Origin of the sequence: Streptomyces sp. PT12 (assembly GCF_003311645.1) — a bacterium.
GTDB lineage: Bacteria > Actinomycetota > Actinomycetes > Streptomycetales > Streptomycetaceae > Streptomyces.
The window spans coordinates 87085-104151 of the sequence record NZ_QEST01000105.1; the positions used below are offsets into that span (position 1 = coordinate 87085).

12 protein-coding genes are annotated in these 17067 nt (G+C 74.1%); 6 read left to right on the top strand and 6 right to left on the bottom strand.

Annotated features, from left to right (window positions below; genetic code table 11):
* Positions 1-36 precede the first annotated feature (36 nt).
* The 3 genes from DEH69_RS12885 (at position 37) to DEH69_RS12895 (ending at position 2510) form a co-directional block, all read left to right on the top strand.
* Complete coding sequence (locus DEH69_RS12885) at positions 37-1374, top strand: family 43 glycosylhydrolase (protein WP_113687083.1); 1338 nt, start codon at positions 37-39, stop codon at positions 1372-1374.
* A 228-nt stretch (positions 1375-1602) separates the two neighbouring features.
* The gene (locus DEH69_RS12890; protein WP_181727412.1) at positions 1603-2313 is read left to right on the top strand and encodes an NAD(P)-dependent oxidoreductase; all 711 of its coding nucleotides are present in this window, start codon (positions 1603-1605) and stop codon (positions 2311-2313) included.
* Complete coding sequence (locus tag DEH69_RS12895; RefSeq protein ID WP_113687085.1) at positions 2286-2510, top strand: hypothetical protein; 225 nt, start codon at positions 2286-2288, stop codon at positions 2508-2510. The genes DEH69_RS12890 and DEH69_RS12895 overlap by 28 nt, the downstream gene beginning before the upstream one ends.
* An 8-nt stretch (positions 2511-2518) precedes the next feature.
* Here the strand turns inward: DEH69_RS12895 and DEH69_RS12900 are convergent, their stop codons facing one another.
* From DEH69_RS12900 to DEH69_RS12910, 3 genes are all read right to left on the bottom strand, one after another.
* Positions 2519-5389, bottom strand: a complete 2871-nt coding sequence (locus tag DEH69_RS12900) for an AAA family ATPase (protein ID WP_220131252.1) — start codon at positions 5387-5389, stop codon at positions 2519-2521.
* A 141-nt stretch (positions 5390-5530) separates the two neighbouring features.
* A complete protein-coding gene (locus tag DEH69_RS12905; protein WP_258534631.1) occupies positions 5531-5992 on the bottom strand; it encodes a flavin reductase family protein in 462 nt (153 codons plus the stop codon).
* Positions 5993-6036: 44 nt separating this feature from the next.
* Positions 6037-7632, bottom strand: a complete 1596-nt coding sequence (locus tag DEH69_RS12910) for a tryptophan halogenase family protein (protein WP_113687088.1) — start codon at positions 7630-7632, stop codon at positions 6037-6039.
* Between the two features lie 295 nt (positions 7633-7927).
* On the opposite strand from DEH69_RS12910, the gene DEH69_RS12915 reads away from it, so the two are divergent.
* Both DEH69_RS12915 and DEH69_RS12920 read left to right on the top strand, forming a co-directional pair.
* A complete protein-coding gene (locus DEH69_RS12915; protein WP_181727414.1) occupies positions 7928-9331 on the top strand; it encodes an NAD(P)/FAD-dependent oxidoreductase in 1404 nt (467 codons plus the stop codon).
* Positions 9328-12681: a ferritin-like domain-containing protein gene (locus tag DEH69_RS12920; RefSeq protein ID WP_113687090.1), complete on the top strand. Its 3354-nt coding sequence runs from the start codon at positions 9328-9330 to the stop codon at positions 12679-12681. Before DEH69_RS12915 ends, DEH69_RS12920 begins: the two co-directional genes overlap by 4 nt.
* Positions 12682-12787: 106 nt before the next feature.
* Here the strand turns inward: DEH69_RS12920 and DEH69_RS12925 are convergent, their stop codons facing one another.
* The gene (locus DEH69_RS12925; protein ID WP_113687091.1) at positions 12788-13546 is read right to left on the bottom strand and encodes a bifunctional 2-polyprenyl-6-hydroxyphenol methylase/3-demethylubiquinol 3-O-methyltransferase UbiG; all 759 of its coding nucleotides are present in this window, start codon (positions 13544-13546) and stop codon (positions 12788-12790) included.
* 101 nt (positions 13547-13647) lie between these two features.
* Positions 13648-14973 carry a cytochrome P450 gene (locus DEH69_RS12930; RefSeq protein WP_220131254.1) on the bottom strand — a complete coding sequence of 442 codons (1326 nt, stop codon included), beginning with the start codon at positions 14971-14973 and terminating at the stop codon, positions 13648-13650.
* A gap of 211 nt (positions 14974-15184) precedes the next feature.
* Here DEH69_RS12930 and DEH69_RS12935 point away from each other — a divergent pair, with 211 nt between their 5' ends.
* Positions 15185-16102 (top strand): NAD(P)-dependent oxidoreductase, encoded by a 918-nt coding sequence (locus DEH69_RS12935; RefSeq protein ID WP_181727415.1) that lies wholly within the window; start codon positions 15185-15187, stop codon positions 16100-16102.
* Positions 16103-16173: 71 nt separating this feature from the next.
* On the opposite strand, the gene DEH69_RS12940 is transcribed toward DEH69_RS12935, so the two are convergent.
* Positions 16174-17046: a hypothetical protein gene (locus tag DEH69_RS12940; protein ID WP_113687093.1), complete on the bottom strand. Its 873-nt coding sequence runs from the start codon at positions 17044-17046 to the stop codon at positions 16174-16176.
* Between the last annotated feature and the right edge of the window lie 21 nt (positions 17047-17067).

The following is a 17067-nucleotide window of genomic DNA, read 5'->3' on the forward strand; positions in this document are numbered from 1 at the left end:
GCCCCTCGTCATGTCCCCCCGAGGAAAGGGCCGTTCATGCGCAGAACGACAGGCGCCCTGCTCGGCGCGGTCGCGGTGCTGCTCACGCTGCTGCCGCTGTCCCCCGCGTCCGCGAGCGCGCCGGGCGAGCGCGCCGATGACCCGGCGCCGCTCTCCGTCCCCCCGAGTCTGGTGATCAACGACGACTTCCCCGACCCCGAGATCTTCGTCGACGGCGGCACGTACCACGCGTACTCGACGAGTTCGCGGCACGGCCGCGTGCCCCACGCCACCGCCCCCTCAGCCGACGGGCCCTGGACCGTGCGGGGGGATGTGATGCCGGACCGGCCCGCGTGGACCGGGAGCGGCGGGTTCTGGGCGCCCGACGTCTCGCGGCGCGCGGACGGGCGTTATCTCATGTACTTCACGGGCCCCGACACCGCCTCGGGCCGCATGTGCCTGGGCGCGGCGCTCGCCGACAGCCCGGCGGGGCCGTTCCTCGCGACGTCCGACCAACCGCTGGTGTGCAACGCGGGCGAGGGCGGCGACATCGACCCGTCGAGCTTTGTCGACAGCGACGGCACGCGCTACCTGCTGTACAAGAACGACGGCAACGCCGTGGGCCAGCCAGCGATCCTGTGGCTCCAGCGCACGGAGGCCGACGGGATCACGTTCGTGGGCGGCAGGACCGAGCTGCTGCGCAACGACCTGCCGTCCGAGGACGGCGTGATCGAGGCGCCCGTGCTGATCAAGCGCGCCTCGCACTATGTGCTGTTCTACTCCGCGGGCGTGTACACGACGTCCAACTACCAGACGAGCTACGCCGTCTCGACATCGCTGACCGGCCCGTACACGCGGGCCTACCGGCCGCTGATGACGACGGCGACCCTGGACAACGCGGTCGAAGGCCCCGGTGGCGCCGATGTCGTGGACGACCGCATCCTCTTCCACGGCTGGCGCCCCGAGGGCGGGCGCGGCATGTATGTCGCCGAGCTGGGCTGGGACAACGACTACCCCGTGGTGCGCGGCAGCCGCGTGCGGCACGAGGCGGAGCGGGGCTCGCTCAACAACGCGTCGGTGCGCCAGACCGGCAGCGCCTCGCAGGGCGCGGTGGCCGCGGGGATCGACTACGCGGACAGCTGGGTCGACGTCACGGTGTTCGCCGCGGGGTCGGGCGCCCATACGCTGCACATCGGGTACGCGGCAGGGTACGGCGAGGCGCGGCACGCGCTCTCGGTCAACGGCGCGCCCGCGGGCACGGTGACCTATCAGGACCGCGGCTGGGAGAACTGGACCGAGGTGTCGGTGCCGGTCGAGCTGGTCGAGGGGCGGAACACGATCCGGCTCCAGTTCCAGAGCAGATGGGCCGAGCTCGACTATGTGGAGGTGGCCTGAGACACGGCCAGGGCCTCGGTCGAACCGGGGCCTGAGCCAAGGCAGTTGATCGAAGAGCGCGAGGCGCTCGCCCGCCTCACCGAACGGACAGCGCCGCCCGTGCGCCCCGCGCGGGCGGCGCTGTTCATGGTCGTGGCCTGTTCGTGGTCGTGGCCTGTTCGTGGTCGTGGCCTGTTCGTGGTGATGGTCCGTTCGTGGCAGGGGTCTGTTCGTGGCAGGGGTCAAGGGGTGAGCCAGCACATGGGCAGGGATCAACGGCGCGTCGTCGGGCCAGGCGACGTGGTCGCCGTGACGGGGGCGGCCGGGGGCATCGGGCACACCACGGCGCGGACGCTGGTCGCGGCGGGCCTGCGGGTCGTGGCGGTCGACCGGCGGCCCGCCGATGGCGTGGGCGCCGAGCGGGCGCTCGTCGGCGACCTCCGCGACCCGGAGTTCGCCGCGTCGGCGCTGACCGGGCCCGACGGCCCGGTGGACGCGGTGGTGCACCTGGCGGCCATCCTGGCCCCCGGCATCGTGCCCGATGACCAGACGCTGATCCAGAACGTGCACACCGCGTATCTCGTCCTCGAAGGGGCCGGGCACGCGGGGGCGCGCACGGCGGTGGCCGCGTCGAGCGTGTCGTGGTACGGCTACGCGTGGGCCGGGCGCGAGCTTTCGCCGCCCCGTGTGCCGCTGGACGAGGCGCAGCCGACCGTGGCCGTCGCCCCCTATGAGGGCTTTCCAAGGTGCTCGGCGAGGAGGTGGGGGCGTTCGCGTGGCGGCGCTGGGGCATGCCCCGCACGCAGCCGCGCTTCCCGTTCGTCGGGGAGGGCGAGCGGCTGGCGGCGCACCTGGAGCGGGTGCGGCGCGCCCCCGGCGCGAACCGCCGCGAGCTGTGGGCCTGGCTCCACACCAGGGACGCGGCCGGTGCGGTGCTCGCCGCGCTGCGCTCGGGCCTGACCGGGTGTCACGCGCTCAACGTGGCCGCGCCCGACTCGGCGTCCGACGTGCCCACCGCCGAGCCGTTCGCGCGCTACCACCCCACGACCGAACTCGGGGCCGGTCTCGGGACGTTCGGCTCGGCGGTCGACTCGTCCACGGCCCGTGAGCTGATCGGCTTCACCGCCGAGCAGGGCTGGCGGGCCGCGTCCACGTAGCCGCCGCGTCAGGCGGCGCCCCTGGGGTCCTCGACCGCGTCGGCGTGCAGGCGCACCAGCTCGACGCGGGACTGGATGCCCAGCTTCCTGAAGATCTGCCGCAGGTGGAAGCCGACGGTGTGCGGCGAGAGAAAGAGCTGCGCCGCGGCCTGCCGGTTGGTCATGCCCTGGGCGACCAGGTCGGCCACGCGCCGCTCCGTCGCGGTCAGGCTGGCCCACCCCGACGTGGGCCGGTGGGCGTGCTTCCAGTGCCGCCGCCGCACGCCGAGGCGCCGCAGCCTGCGGCGCACGCGGGCCTCGTCGCGTTCGGCGCCGAGCCTCGCGTATCCGGACATGGCGCGGTCGAGGGCGTCGACGGCCGCCTCCCTGTCGCCGCCCGGCAGGCTGCCCAGGTCCTCGGCGGCCGAGGCCCGCGCCCATGGGTCCTGGTGCTCCTCCCCCGCGCGCCGCAGCGCCAAGCGGTCCCGCTCGTACAGGCCCGACGCGTGCGAGGCGGCGGCGGCGAGCGAGGGGACCTCGGCGTTGTCCGACGCGAGGCGCTGGGCCAGCCCCGCGGTGGCCCCCGCCGTCTCGCGGTCCCCGGCGTCGAGGGCGGCGCGCACCAGCCAGGCTGCGGCGGCGGGCTCGGCGACCAGGAGGCGGCGCAGGGCGCGCCGGTCCCCATGGATGGTCCGTAACGCCGTGGCCAGGGCGGTGAGATCGCCGCGGGCGGCGGCGAGCCTGGCGGCGAGCCAGCCGCGGAACGCGGTGAGCGCGCGGGCCTCGTCGCTCTCGGCCCGCTGCTCGGCCACGAGCCCGGCGAGGCGTTCGACGTGTCCTTCGGCGGCGGCCAGGTCGCCGCGCCTGAGCGCCACTTCGGCCAGCACGCGGCCGCCGAGCGCGGACAGCAGCGCCATGCCCGTCTCCTCGGCGGCCGCGAGGCCCGCGGTGGCCTCGGTGGCCGCGGCGTCGAGGGCGCCCCCGGCGAGGGCGAGGCAGGCGTTGAGGATCATGGGCGCGCCGCGCAGCACGGGCGTGCCGTCGGCCTCGATCTCGGCGGCGAGCAGCTCGACCGTGGCCGTGGCCTCCGCGGTCTGCCGCAGCTGGGTGAGCATCGACGCCAGGAGCAGCCGGGGAGGCACGGGTCCTGGGCCGGGGCCAGGGGCCTCGTCCTCGGCGCGGGCCACGGCGGCGCGGGCGACGCGCAGGGCCTCGCCGACGCGGCCCGCGCACCAGTGGGTGGTGGCCAGCGCGCCGAGCAGCCCCGATGAGGCGGCGGTGCGGCGTTCGGTCTCCTCGCGGGCCCGCAGCGCGGCCGCGGACACGTCGAGCGCGGCGAGGCCGTGCAGGTCGGTGACCAGGGCCTCTTCGGGGAGGTCGGCCGGGGGGTGACCCGTTGGCGCGGTCTCGGCGGCGCGGCCCGCGAGCAGCAGCGCGCGCGAGAGGCCGTGGCGCAGCGCGGTGGCCTGGTCGGCGGGGAGCGGCGCCGCGAGCGCCTCGCGGGCCAGGGCGACCGCGCGGGACAGCGGGCCCACGCGGGTCAGGGCCTCGACGGCGATGCGAAACAGCGGCGGCCGCGCTGCGTCCTCGGGGCGGCTGATCTCCAGGGCGCGCAGGGCCAGCTCGGCCGCGGCGCGGGGCTCGGCCGCCGCGACGGCGGACGCGGCGGCGCGCAGCACCTCGACCGCCTGCCCGTCGCCGCGGCGCGCGCCGTGCACGAGGTGGGCCGCGGCGCGCTGCACGCCCCCCTCGCAGCCCAGGATCATGTCGGCGGCCTGGCGGTGCAGGGCGCCGCGCAACGGTCCCGGGATGGTGGCGAGCAGCGCCTGGCGCACCAGCTCGTGGCGGAAGGCGATGGCGTCCTCCTCGCACACCACCATCCGGGAGGCCAGCGCCTCGCGCAGCGCGGGCAGCACCGCGGCCGGGGTCTCGCCCAGCATGCGCGACATGTCGTCGGGCGTGGAGGCCCGCCCGAGCACCGCGGCCACGTCGAGCAGCAGCCTGGTGGTCGGGTGGAACGGCTCCATGCGGCGGCGCACCAGCGCGCTGAACCCGTGCGGCGGGCTGCCGCCCGAAGGGCAACGCGCGAGACGCGCCCGCCCCTCGACGACCTGGACGCGCCGCTCCTCGGCAAGACCGTCGAGCAGGGCGACCAAAGCGGCGGGGTTGCCGTCGGCGCCCTCGACATAGGCGAGCAGCTCGGCGGCGGGCTCGGCCCCCAGCCGCTGGGCCGTCAACTCGCCCACGGCGAGCGGGGCGAGCGGGGTGAGCGACAGCAGCTCGGCGCCCTCGGACTCGCGCAGCACGGTGAAGAGCCGCTCGACCGTGGAGCCGCCCTCGCCCGTGCAGCGGGCGAGCAGCCACACGACGGGCTGGGCGGCGAAGCGGGTCACCAGGGCGCGCAGCGCGGCCAGGGTGACGGCGTCGGCCCAGTGGAGGTCGTCGAGCACGACGGCCACGGGGCCGCCGCGCAGCAACTCGTCGAGGCGGGCGCTCAGTCGCTCGATCAGCGCGGCGTTCCCCGGGGGGCCGCCGCCCTGGGGGGCCAAGGGCCCGGCACCCGTGGTCAGGGAGCCGCCACCGGGCCCTTGGCCCAACGCGGCGGCGAGCGGCGCGAGGGGCATCGCCCTGCGCAGCTCGTCCGCCGCGGCGTGGGCCGCCGACAAGCCGCCGCGTGCCGCCAGGGCCGCCGCGTCGTTCAGCAGCCTGCTCCTGCCGGTCCCCGGCAGGCCCTCCACCAGGAGCACGCCGCCGCGGCGCGGCGCGGATCTGGCCGCGTCGATGAGGCGTTGCACCCGCTGCCACTGCCGATCCCTGCCGAGGAGCGGCGGGGCGGGGCGGGCTTTGGGGCGCATGGGGAGGGACGGGGGAACGGACGAGGCGAGATGGCGCGATGGCATGCGTTTCCTGAGCGAATGCGTATTGTTCCGACTCATCTCATAATCAAGCTGTTACCCCTGTTACAGCAATGACGCCTGGAATCGCACCTTCTCACGAGGGTGGGCGGGTGAACGGCGGCGCGCGCCGGCGCGTGGAGATCATCAAGCGCCCTCCTCGGGGATCCATCGCGAGAACTGCCGCAGCCCGTAGAGCAGCGGGACCGCGGGCGAGGAGTGGGTGCCCGCCACGCGGCCCAGGACGATCGTGTGGCTGCCCACCGCCGAGAGGCCCGCGACGCGGCAGTCGGCGACCGCGAAGGCGTCGCGTATGAGCCAGGGCACCCCGCCCTGGCCCAGCCGCTTCCACGGCACCTGCCCGAACCGGTCGTCGACCGGCGTGGAGAAGATCTCCGCGACGCGCCTCGCGCGGGCGTGCAGGAGGTTGACGCCGAATCTGCCGCTGTCCCGGATCGCGGCGAGGGTGCTGCTGCGCGTGGTCAGGCACACCAGCAGGGTGGGCGGGGTCAGCGTCACGCTGCACAGCGACGAGCACGTGGCGCCCCTGGGCTCGGCGTTCTCGTCGATGCTCGTGACCACAGCGACGCCCGTGGGGAACGCGCTCATCAGCGCACGGTAGCCCTCGACGTCCATCGCTGGCGCTCCCCGCGTCATTTGCCGTGCAGGCGGCGCAGATGGGCGTAGTTGGAGGGGAGGGAGTCGACCAGCTCCCGCTGCTCCTCCTTGACCCGGGCGAAGAGGTGCTGGGCCCCCTCGACGGAGTCCTGGCGGTGCATCAGGGTGGGCAGGGGGTGGTCGGGCACCAGGCCGAGGCCCGCGAAGATGGAGTAGTAGCTGCCGTTGGTCCAGAAATTGCGGAATTCGACGTCGAAATTGCCGTAGTACTCGCCCTCGGTGCTGAAAGGCCGGTTGATCGGGAGGCCAGCGCGGTACATCGCGATTTTCTCCCTGATCTGGTCGGGCAGGCGCAGCTCCTTGTTGGCCCGCCAGAACGGGGTGTCGTCGCGTGGCGCGAGGGCGAAATGGGCCTGGATGAAGTCACGGGTGTCGTCAAACATCCACTCGATCTCGGCGTTGAACCGGTCGGTGAATACCTGGTCGAAGCCCTTGTCGGGGAAGTGCTTCACGAGGTTGTAGAGAGCGGCGTAGATGAAGTAGATGCCACTGGACTCGAGCGGCTCGAGGAAACAGGACGCGAGGCCGATGCCGACGACGTTGTTCACCCAGGCGCGGCGGTTGCGGCCGACGCGGAAGCGCACATGGTTGAACTTGTCGGCGTAGGCGTCGGGGTCGAGGCCCCACAGGCGGCAGAAGTCCTCGGTGGCCCGGTCCCTGGTGGAGAACGCGTCCGAGTAGACATAGCCCGTGCCGAAGCGGCCAAGCATGGGGATCTTCCACGTCCAGCCCGCCCGCATGGCGATCGCCGAGGTGTAGGGCTCGACCCCCACGGCCTCGTCGTCGTTCGGCAGGGCGTAGGCCACCGCGCTGTTGCACAGCAGGTGGTCGTTCATGTCGATGAACGGCTCGTGCAGCGCCTTGTTGATCAACAGGCCGCGGAAGCCCGAGCAGTCGATGAACAGGTCGGCGTCGAGGAGCGCGCCGCTCCTGGTCGCGAGCGCCGTGACGAACCCGCGGGCGTCGAGGCGCGGCTCGGTCATCTCGTCCTCGACATGGACGACGCCCAGCTTGGACGTGGCGTGGCGGCGCAGGAAGTCGGCGACCAGGTGGGCGTCGAAGTGCCACGCGTACCACGTGACGGGCCTGCCGTCCCGGTCACGTGGCGCCTTGAGCGCGTCCATGAGCGCCACCCCGGGGAAGCAGGCGTAGTCGAACGGCTCGTCGGTGACGCCGCTATGGCGGTTGTGGACCCAGTAGTGCGAGAGCGGCACCCCGTCGTGCTCGGGGAGGAGGCCGAAGGGGTGGTAGAAGTGGTCGGGCCGCCCGTCGATCGTGCGCGCGGCGGCCTGACCCTCGCCCGGCGTGCGCCAGTTCACGAACTTGACGGCCACCTTGTAGGCGGCGTTGCACTCGGGCATCCACTCCTCCTCGGAGAGCCCGAGATGGTCGAAGAACACCCGTTGAAGATTGGGAATCGTGGCCTCGCCCACGCCAATCTTCGGAATCGAGGGGGCCTCGAGAACGGTGATCCGCACCGTGTCGCCCAGGGCCCTCGCCAAATAGGCGGCGGACATCCACCCCGCCGTGCCGCCACCCAGAATCACGATCTTTTTGATGCGCCGATCCATGGCCGAATTCCTCCCTGGTTCGCCCCGTGTGCCGGATCCGGGCCCATGGTAGGAGCGGCCGAGCGGCCTTCGCGGGAAACGGCCGAGCAACCTACGCGATCGCGTGGGATGGCCGTCGACAGGAGCGTACGGAAACGGTGGAAAAACGCGGCGCGCCCCACTTCCCGCTGATCGACCGGGGGATGTGGCACGGCCCCCTGATCCCGGAGAGTCGTCTCCCATGTGGGCAACAACGCGGACCCGATCCGCAGTCACGGGGGAAGGGACCGACGAGGGCGGCGGCGGAAGCGTCGCCGTGCTCGGGGCGGGCATCGCGGGCCTGGTGGCGGCGCACGAGCTGGAGTCGCTGGGGCACCGGGTGACGGTGATCGAGGGCAGCGAGCGGATCGGGGGCCGGATCTGGACCCACCGCTTCGGGCCCGAAGAGGGCGCTCCCTACGCCGAGTTGGGGGCCATGCGGATCCCGGCGGAGCATGCGCTGACCCTGCGGTACGTGGAGAGGCTCGGGCTCTCGCACGCGCTGCGGCCGTTCCGCACTATCCTGAGCGACGACCACAACTACCTGAGCACCGGGGCCGGTTGGGTCCAGGTGAAGGACGCGTCCCGGCCGCTCGTGGAGGATCTGCGGCGCACGGTGCCGACGGAGGGCTACGGACGGGCGACCGTGGTGTTCGGGGCCTGGCTCGCGGCGGTCGTGCACGCGATCGGCCCGGCCGAGCTGAGGGACCACCTGGCCGTCGACCTGACCGCGCTCCTCGGCCTGGCCGACGAGCTCGACCTCACGCCCTATCTGCACGGGCCAGCCGCCGAGCGGATCGACCTGGCCGCGGTGTTCGGCGACCACCCGGGGCTGCGCATGGGGTGCGGCCCCAGGCTCTACGGGTTCCTCGACGACCTGCTGCTCGAGTCGGGCGGCGGGCTGATGTATCTCAGCGGCGGCATGGGCCAGTTGGCCGACCGCCTCGCCGAACGCCTGGCCGGGCCCGTCCTGTTGGGACGCGAGGTCACCGGGGTGCATGTCGCGCCCGACCTGGTCCACCTCGCGCTGCGCCACCGCCGCCGCGCGATCGGCCGCGAACACCCGCTGGCGCTGTGCACGTTGCCGTTCTCCGTGGTGCGCGGCCTCGCCCTGTCCGGCGTGGACGACGACAAGCGCGACGTCATCGACAGCGTGGACTACGGCGCGGCCACCAAGATAGCGCTGCACTGCCGCGAGGCGTTCTGGGAGCGCGACGGCATCAGCGGGGGCGCGTCCGCGACCGGCGGCCGCACCCGGCAGACGTACTACCCCCCGCGCGAGGGCGACCCGGCCAAGGGCGTGGCTCTGCTCGGCTCCTACGCCATCGCCGAGGACGCCGACCTGCTCGGCCAGTACCCACCCGACGCGCGGCACGCCGCCGTCGTGGACGAGCTGGCGCCGCTGCATCCCGCGCTCGCCGAGCCGGGGTTCGTGCTCGGCGCGGCCAGCGTCGCCTGGGCGGGCCACCGTTGGAGCAAGGGCTGCACATCGCGCCGCTGGCGGTGGGGCAAGGACGCCGCCGCGCACGCCGAGGAGATGCGGCGCGCCGCCAGGCCGCAGGGGCGGCTGTTCTTCGCCGGTGAGCACTGCTCGGCCACCCCCGCCTGGATCAACGGCGCCATCGAGTCCGCGCTCGGCGCCGTCGCCGCGATCGACTCCGCGCTCAGGGAGGCCCGTTGAGCGTCTTCGACCTGCCGCGCCTGCACTTCGCCGGCACCGCCGTCACCCGGCTGCCCACCGGGCCGCGCTCCGGGCTCTACGACCTGGCGCGCAACAGCGCACTCACCGTCGACGGGCGCCCGTTCCCGCCCGAGGGGCCCGCGTCGGACTACCACGCCCATCTCGACGCGCTCGGCACGCGGTTCGAGCCCGACGGCACCACCACGCCGGACGGCCGGTTCTCCACGGTCAAGGGGTGGAACTTCGGGGGCAACGGCCACTTCTGGGTGGACGCGCGCATCACCGGCTGGGAGCGCTCCCCGGGCCGGGCCGAGGCCGACGACCCCGTGGTGGGCCGCCATGTGGACCTGTGGGGCCACTACAACGACTACCTGGGCACCACGTTCAACCGCGCCCGGGTCCTGGACATCGACCCCGCGTCGAGCTGGACCACCACCGTCATGGTCGGCAGGCTCGGCTTCGGCAGGCGGGGCCGCTCGCACGACACCGGATACATGGCGACCGGGCCCGTCACCGGGCTCCAGCCACCGCGCTGGCAGGGCTCGCGCCATGTGCTGGACGCCGGGGACCACCCGCTGGCCGCGCACTTCAGGCGCTCGGTGGTCCACCAGTTCGCCGTGGCGGCCGACCCCGGCGAGGGCGCGGGCGAAGGCCAGGGGGCCGGGCTGCTGTGGCTCGCGGAGGCCGAGGCGTCGCGCGCGGCGCGGCTGCTGCGGGAGCGCGTCGGGGCCGCCGGGTTCGGCGGCCTCGTGGTGCGGTTCGCGCTGACCGACATGGCCGCGCCGCGCGCCAACGACGCCCCCGACGTCTGGCGGGTGCGCGGCACCATCGCGCCCTGGCGGCGCGGCGAGGCGCGGACGTGCCCTGCCGGGCGGCTGCTGACCGCGCGCCGGGCGCCCGGCTCCCCGCTCGGGAACGCCGCGGTCGAGGTGACCGCGGAGCACACCACGCTCGACCTGATCACCGCGGTCCCCGCCGTCTCAAGGGCCGCCGAACCCGGCCCTGGGCCGCTGCACCGGCTCGGGCCGCGCCTCGACGTGGGCGACCTGGAGCTGCGCACGCGTGACTCGGGGCGGCTGGTCGCCAGGGTCCCCGCGGCGGCCTACCTCGGCGACACCGACGCGACGGGCGGACTGGTCACCGTCCCCACCGTGCCGGGCGGGCCGGGCGGGCCCGAGGAGCCGGGCGGGCCGGGCGAACGGGCGTCGCCAGCCGAGCCGTTGGTGCTGCTCGGCACGGCCGATGGGAGGGAGCCGACCGTGCTGCTCACCGAGGAGGAGACGGTCGTGCGGATCGACGACTCCGCGCTGTTCCTCGAGGAGCCCGACCCGGTGGCGGGTGGGGACGGCACCGCCGAGGTCGCCCTCCAGGTCCACCGGCTCGGGCGCCCAGCGGCGGTGAAGGGGCTGCGGGTGCTCCAGTTCTTCAACCCCCGCGCGTTGCCGGGCGACGCCCGCGCGAGCGCGCCCGACGCGCGCTGCGGCGACATCCGCGTCGTGGACGTGCGCGCCGCGGGGGGCCGTTGGGCCGCGGGCTGCGCGCTGTCCACCGGGCCCGACGGGCGCGCCACGCTGGGCGTGCGGCGGGCGCGGGCGGGCACCACCCGGCTGCTGCTCCTGCCCGAGGGCGACGAGCCGCCGTGCGACCTCGAAGCGCCGGGCTCCGCCGCCCGCGCGTACGACAACGACGACGCCCTCGGATACTGGCCCGCCATGGCCACCGTGGAGGTGCGCGCCCTGCACGACAGCGCGCACCTGGACGCCATCCCGCGCGACCAGGTCACCCTCGACGTGCTCTACCGCGAGGTGTTCGCGCCGTACGAGCTGCTGTACTCGTTCATGAAGGACGAGATCTTCAGCCTCGCCGACCGGTCGCGCGTCGCCACGCACGCGCGGCTGATCTGGCTGATGTGCGACCCGGCGCACCGGGACAAGACGTTCTACATGCCGCCCACCCGCGACATGACCGGGCCGCAGGCGCGGCTGCTGCTGGCCTATCTGCGGGCGGACGAGGCCGGTCGGCGGCCGCCGCCGCTGCTGGTGCCCCGGCGCGCGAGGGACGGCCGGATCACCACGCGCGCCCAGCTCTACGCCGGGCTGCGGGAGGCGGCGCGGCTCGAGCTGGCCGTGATGCTCCAGTACCTGTACGCCGCCTGGTCGATCCCGCTGCTCGGCGCGGGCCGCGAGCTGGTGCGGCGCGGCGAGTGGACCGAGGAGCAGCTGCGCGTGGCGTGCGGCGACGGGGGCGAGACGCTGTCCAACGGGATGCGCGGCAGCCTGCTGAACGTCGCGCGCGAGGAGATGATGCACTTTCTCGTCATCAACAACATCATCACCGCCATGGGCCAGCCGTTCCACCTCCCGGCGATCGACTTCGGCACGGTCAACGGCGAGTTGCGGGTGCCGCTCGATCTGAGCCTGGAGGGCTTCGGGCTCGGCAGCGTGCAGCGCTTCATCGCGATCGAGCAGCCGCACGGGGCGACGCCCGAGCTGGCGGATGACGCGGAGGGTCATGCGCATGGCGCGAGCCCCTATCCCTACCAGTCGCTGAGCGACCTCTACGAGGCGATCCGCGAGGGCATCCGCACGGTGCCCGACCTCTTCCTGGTGGACCGGGGGCGCGGGGGCGGCGAGCACCACCTGTTCATGCGCGAGTCGGTCAACACCGCCCATCCCGACTACCAGTTGGAGGTAGACGATGTCTCCAGCGCGCTGTTCGCCATCGACTTCGTCACCGAGCACGGCGAGGGGGCCGTCCTCACCGCGGTGGAGCACGACGAGGAGTCGCACTACGAGACGTTTCTGCGGATCTCGGACCTGCTGATGGCGGAGAGCCGCGAGCGGGCGCGGAAGGAGCCGGGGCGGCGGCGCCCGCCGTGGACGCCCGCCTACCCGGTGCTGCGCAACCCCTCGCTGCACGGCGGCAATCCGGCGCGCGAGCAGGTGACCGACCCTGCGGCGCGGGCGGCGATGGTCGTGTTCAACCGGTCGTACTTCCTCATGAACCAGCTGATGATCCAGCACTTCGGGTTCGCCGCGGACGGGAGCCTGCGCCGCTCCCAGCTGATGAACGCCGCGATCGACGTGATGACCGGGATGATGCGGCCGCTGGCCGAGCACCTGGTGACGCTGCCGTCGGGGCGCCCTGGGCGGACGGCGGGGCCCTCGTTCGAGCTCGAGGAGGAGCCGGGGTTCCTGGCCAGGCCCGATGTGGCGATGCGGTCGATCGTGCTGCGGTTCACGCATCTGGCGGCGATGGCCGCGGAGCTGCCCGGGGTGCCCGAGCGGGTGCCCGAGCTGATGCGCTTCTACGCCGACTACTTCACGGGGTTCGACCCGCGCGGCGGGTGAGCGGCGCGCGGCGGGGATGGCGCGGCGGCGGCCCGGGGGATGTCCCCCGGGCCGCTCCACGCGCTCCGGTTCGGCTCCGGTCGGCTCCGGTCGGCTTCAGTCGGCTTCAGTCGGCCGGGGCCTCCCAGACGGCGACGGCCATGCCGGGCACCACATCATGGGCCAGCTCGGAGCCGGGCAGCCAGGTGGAGAAGACCTCGCCGAACTCCTCGCGGCTCGGCAGCGCGCTGCCCTCGCTGAGCTTCTGCCAGCTGGGGTGGAAGAACAGCCGCAGCGCGTCGATGGCCGCCCCGACGTCGCCCGCCATCCGGTACGCCAACTGGGCGCTCTGGAATGCCACGTTGACCAGCCAGTCCGCGTCCTTGCCCTTGCGGTCGTGCAGCGCGGTCCGCTCAGGCTCGAAGATCACCATCCGCCCGCCCGGCGCCACGAGCGAGATCAGATGCGGCAGGATCGCCTCGTAGGGGCGCATGTGGAAGACGGCGCTGTAGGAGAAGACCAGGTCGAACCGCCCGTCCCGCTCCGGGGTGACGTCATAGGCGCTGCGCCGCTCGTACCGGATGCCGGGCCCGGCGTTGGTCTTGCGGCCGATGTCGAGGAGGGCCCCCGCGGGGTCGACGCCGACGACCTCCTCGTACCGTTCGGCGAGCCGGGGACAGAACCGGCCGGTGCCGCAGCCGACATCGATCGCGCGGGCGCCGCCCGGCAGCCGGGCGTCGAGCCACTCGCGAAGCCCGGGGGCCTCGCTCATCCAGTCGCCGAGCCGGGTGAGCGCCTCGGCGACGTCGTCGAAGAGGGCGCCGACGGTCCGCGACCGCTCGGCCAGGGCATCCGTGGGGACGGGCGTGGTGCCGTGTGCCGTCATGCTCCAGCGGTTTCCTTTCTCGGGGGTCCGCCGCGCGGAAGGCGCGCGGCGGGAAGGGGGATGGGGCGGGAAGGGGGATGGGGCGGGAAGGGGGATGGGGCTCAGCGGGCGACAGCGCGCATGCGCGTGCCGTGCGGCGCGAGCAGCACCTTGGCGACGGGCCGGATCGGCCCGCCGTCCACGGGCCGCAGCGTCCAGCGGGAGGTGATGGCGGCCAGCGTCAGCACGGCGGTGGAGAGGGCGAAGCGCTGGCCGATGCACTTGCGGGCCCCGCCGCCGAACGGGAAGTACGCCTCGTGCCCGACGTCGGCGTCCAGCCACCGGTCGGGGTCGAAGCGTTCGGGCTCCTTGTACAGCTGCGGCAGGCGGTGGATGACATAGGGGCTCCAGCCGATCATGGTCCCGGCGGGCAGCCGGTGGCCGCCCAGGTCGGTGTCCTCGGTGACCACGCGGCTGCCGAACCACGTGGGGGTGTAGAGCCGCAGCGCCTCGGTCATGACGCGCTCGGCGAGCCTGAGCCTGGGCAGGTGGTGCCACGAGGGCGGGCCGCCGTCAAGCACCTCGTCCACCTCGTCGGCCAGCCGCCGCTCGATGTCGGGGTGGGCGGCGACCAGGCACAGCGCCCAGGCCATGGCGGGCCCTGTGGCGTCGGCGCCCGTGAAGAAGTTGATCACCTGATTGATCACCTCCTCGTCGGTCAGCGCCGTTCGCTCCACCTCGCTGTCCGGGTCCCGCGCGGTGAGCAGCGACGACAGCAGGTCGCCGCGGTCGGCCCCCGCGGCGCGGTGGGCGTCGATCATGTCAGCGACGGTGCGGCGCAGCCTGGCGTGCGCGCGGCGGTAGCGGCGGTTCCCTGGGGTGGGCAGCCCCCGGAAGCGCGGCGGCATGACGATGCGCCAGAAGACCGGGCCCGAGATGGCCTTGAAGTCCTCCGAGATGGAGCGGGTCAGCTCGGGGGACGCCGATGAGAACATGGTGGTGGCCACGATCCGCAGGATGAGCGCGCCCATCTCGTCGGTGATGTCGATCTCCTGCCCGTCGCGCCACGAGGCGGCGACCTCGGCGCACGAGGCGGCCATCACGCCCCCGTAGGCGGGCATGCGGCCGCGGTGGAACGCGGGCTGGCACAGCCGCCGTTGCCTGCGGTGCCGCTCGCGCGGGCAGGTGCCGACGCCGTCGGCGAGCTCCCTCGCGCGGTCCATGATCGGCCCGCCCATGTCGAACGTCCGGTCGTCCCGCAGGACATGGCGGGTGAGCACGGGGTCGCAGACCATGACCAGGGACAGCGGCCCCAGGCGCAGCCTGACGAGGTCCCCGTGGTCGGGCAGGGACGAGAGGAAGGCCAGCGGGTCGCGCAGCAGCGGCAGGGCGTGGCCCAGGACCGGGACCGCGTCACCCGCCAGTGGAATCGTCGCGGCAGTCGTCATCCCCACTCCTCGTGAGTTCGGCTCCGGACGGACCGTCCCAGTGTGGTGCGCCGCCCCGGCCGCCACATCGCGCATCGAGGGGCCGCGAGCGGGGGGTTGAGGAGCACGGATGCCCCCTCCGCACCGCCCCGCGCCGCCCCCATCCCGCGCGGATGAGTGGTATTCGCCGCCGCCGTCGCCGCCCGGCGCCCCGGCCGGGCAGGCTGGCAAAATGAACGACACCCCTCACTCCCCGTCCGCCCGCCCCCCGTCCGCCGAGGTGGCCGTTCTCGGCACCGGGCGCATGGGTGGCGCGATCGTCAGGGCGCTGCTGTCCGCGGGGCACACGACCGCCGCGTGGAACCGCTCGCCCGGGCGCGTCGACCCGCTCGTCTCCGCCGGCGCGATCCGCGCGGAGACGGCGGCGACGGCGGCCGCGGCCGCGCCGCTGGTCATCCTGTGTGTGACGGACGACGCGGCGGCCCGCGGGGTCATCGCGGAAGCGGGCGGCGCGGTGGCGGGCCGCACGCTGGTCAACGTGACGTCGCACTCCCCCGACGAGGCGCGCCGCGCCGCCGCGTACGCGGGTGAGCGGGGCGCCGACTACCTGGCCGCGCCCGCGATGGCGGACCACAGGATGATCGGCAGCCCGGAGACGCAGTTCCTCTACGCGGGCCCGCGCGCGGCGTACGAGCGGCACGAGCCGACGCTTCTCGCGCTCGGCAAGGCGTCCCGCTACGTCGGCGCGGACCCGGGGGTCGCGCCGCTCTTCGAAGCGGCGATGAACAGCCTGTACTTCGAGTTTTGGGTGGGCTATCTGCACGCCCTGGCCCTGGTCCGCGCCGAGGGCGTCCCGGCGTCCGACTTCGCCCCCGTGGTGTCCCGCACGATGGGCCAGATCCCGCCGCTGATGCCGCTGATCGCCCAGCAGGCCGACACGGGCGACTACGATCCGGCCGCGTATGGCTCCGTCACCGAACTGGCCGCGATGACCCGCCCGTTGATCGCCCTGCGCCGCTCCCGCGGCATCGACACCAGCCGCCTCGACCACCTGATGTCCCTGCTGGAGCGGCGCGCCGCGGATGGCCAAGGCGCGCAGGGCCCCACGAGCCTGCTGGAAACGATCGAATCCCGCCGCACGGCCCCCTGAGGAGCCGTCCCGCGCCGGGCAGCGTCGACGCGAAAGGGGCGCGAAGGGCGGCGCGAGGGGCGGCGCGACGGTCAGCGCACCTCGAGTTCCATGACGCGTGAGTAGTTCGCGTCGTTCGACGCGTGGATCAGGAGCTGGACCGCCTCGGCCTCGGTCGCGGGGAACGCCGTGGTGACCAGGCCCCGGGTGTTGCCGCGGACCTCGGCGACCGTGTGCCATGTGCCGTCGGTCATGACCTGGACGTCCCAGTCCCTGATGCCGAAGCGCGCGGCGGGGTTGGCCGTGCTGTCCAGGGTCAGGACGCTGACCTCGCTGACCTCGTGGGCGCGGTCGAGCCGGACGCCGTAGGTGTCGGGGAAGACGCGGGAGGTGCCGTCGTTCCAGCCGGTGGCGCGGCTCCAGTCGGCGTGGTCGGCGTTGCCGTCGACGCCGCCGCAGACCGCGAAGTTGCCATGGGTGGACGAGGCGAAGGCCGCCTCGCCGATGGCCAGGTTGTCGCCCGGCCCCTTGGGCGGCGCGGGCCGGACATGGACGGGGACGGTCAGGCGCTCGCGCTCCACCTTGAGGCGGATGTCATAGGTGCCGGGCTCGGTGTCGCGCGGGGCCGTGACCTCGATCTCGGCGGGGACCGGCTGGTCGGGCTCGGCGGCCGGGAGGTAGCTGGAGAAGATGTCGCGGGAGAGGGCCAGTTGGCCGGGCGAGGCGATCGTCATGTCGGCGAACCTGTCATCGGCGCCCGTGTTGGCCATGACGGCCTGGAACGCCGTGGCGGAGCAGGGCAGCGGGGTCAGCTCCACCGCGCCGGGCTCCGCGGTCAGGGCGACGGTGGCCCGTGGGGCGCCCGGGGCGTGGGGCGCGCCGCTGGACGGGGCCGCGACCAGCAGGGCGGCGACCGCGGCGGTGGCCGGGGGCAGCAGGCGGTGCGGGCGCGAACGCTCGGGCATGGGCTCGTCTTCCTGTGGGCT

Coding starts and splice junctions, on each gene's coding strand:
- DEH69_RS12885 (WP_113687083.1), top strand. CDS start 37: ATGCGCAGAACGACAGGCGCCCTGCTCGGCGCGGTCGCGGTGCTGCTC.
- DEH69_RS12900 (WP_220131252.1), bottom strand. CDS start 5,389: ATGCCATCGCGCCATCTCGCCTCGTCCGTTCCCCCGTCCCTCCCCATG.
- DEH69_RS12905 (WP_258534631.1), bottom strand. CDS start 5,992: ATGAGCGCGTTCCCCACGGGCGTCGCTGTGGTCACGAGCATCGACGAG.
- DEH69_RS12910 (WP_113687088.1), bottom strand. CDS start 7,632: ATGGATCGGCGCATCAAAAAGATCGTGATTCTGGGTGGCGGCACGGCG.
- DEH69_RS12925 (WP_113687091.1), bottom strand. CDS start 13,546: ATGACGGCACACGGCACCACGCCCGTCCCCACGGATGCCCTGGCCGAG.
- DEH69_RS12930 (WP_220131254.1), bottom strand. CDS start 14,973: ATGACGACTGCCGCGACGATTCCACTGGCGGGTGACGCGGTCCCGGTC.
- DEH69_RS12935 (WP_181727415.1), top strand. CDS start 15,185: ATGAACGACACCCCTCACTCCCCGTCCGCCCGCCCCCCGTCCGCCGAG.
- DEH69_RS12940 (WP_113687093.1), bottom strand. CDS start 17,046: ATGCCCGAGCGTTCGCGCCCGCACCGCCTGCTGCCCCCGGCCACCGCC.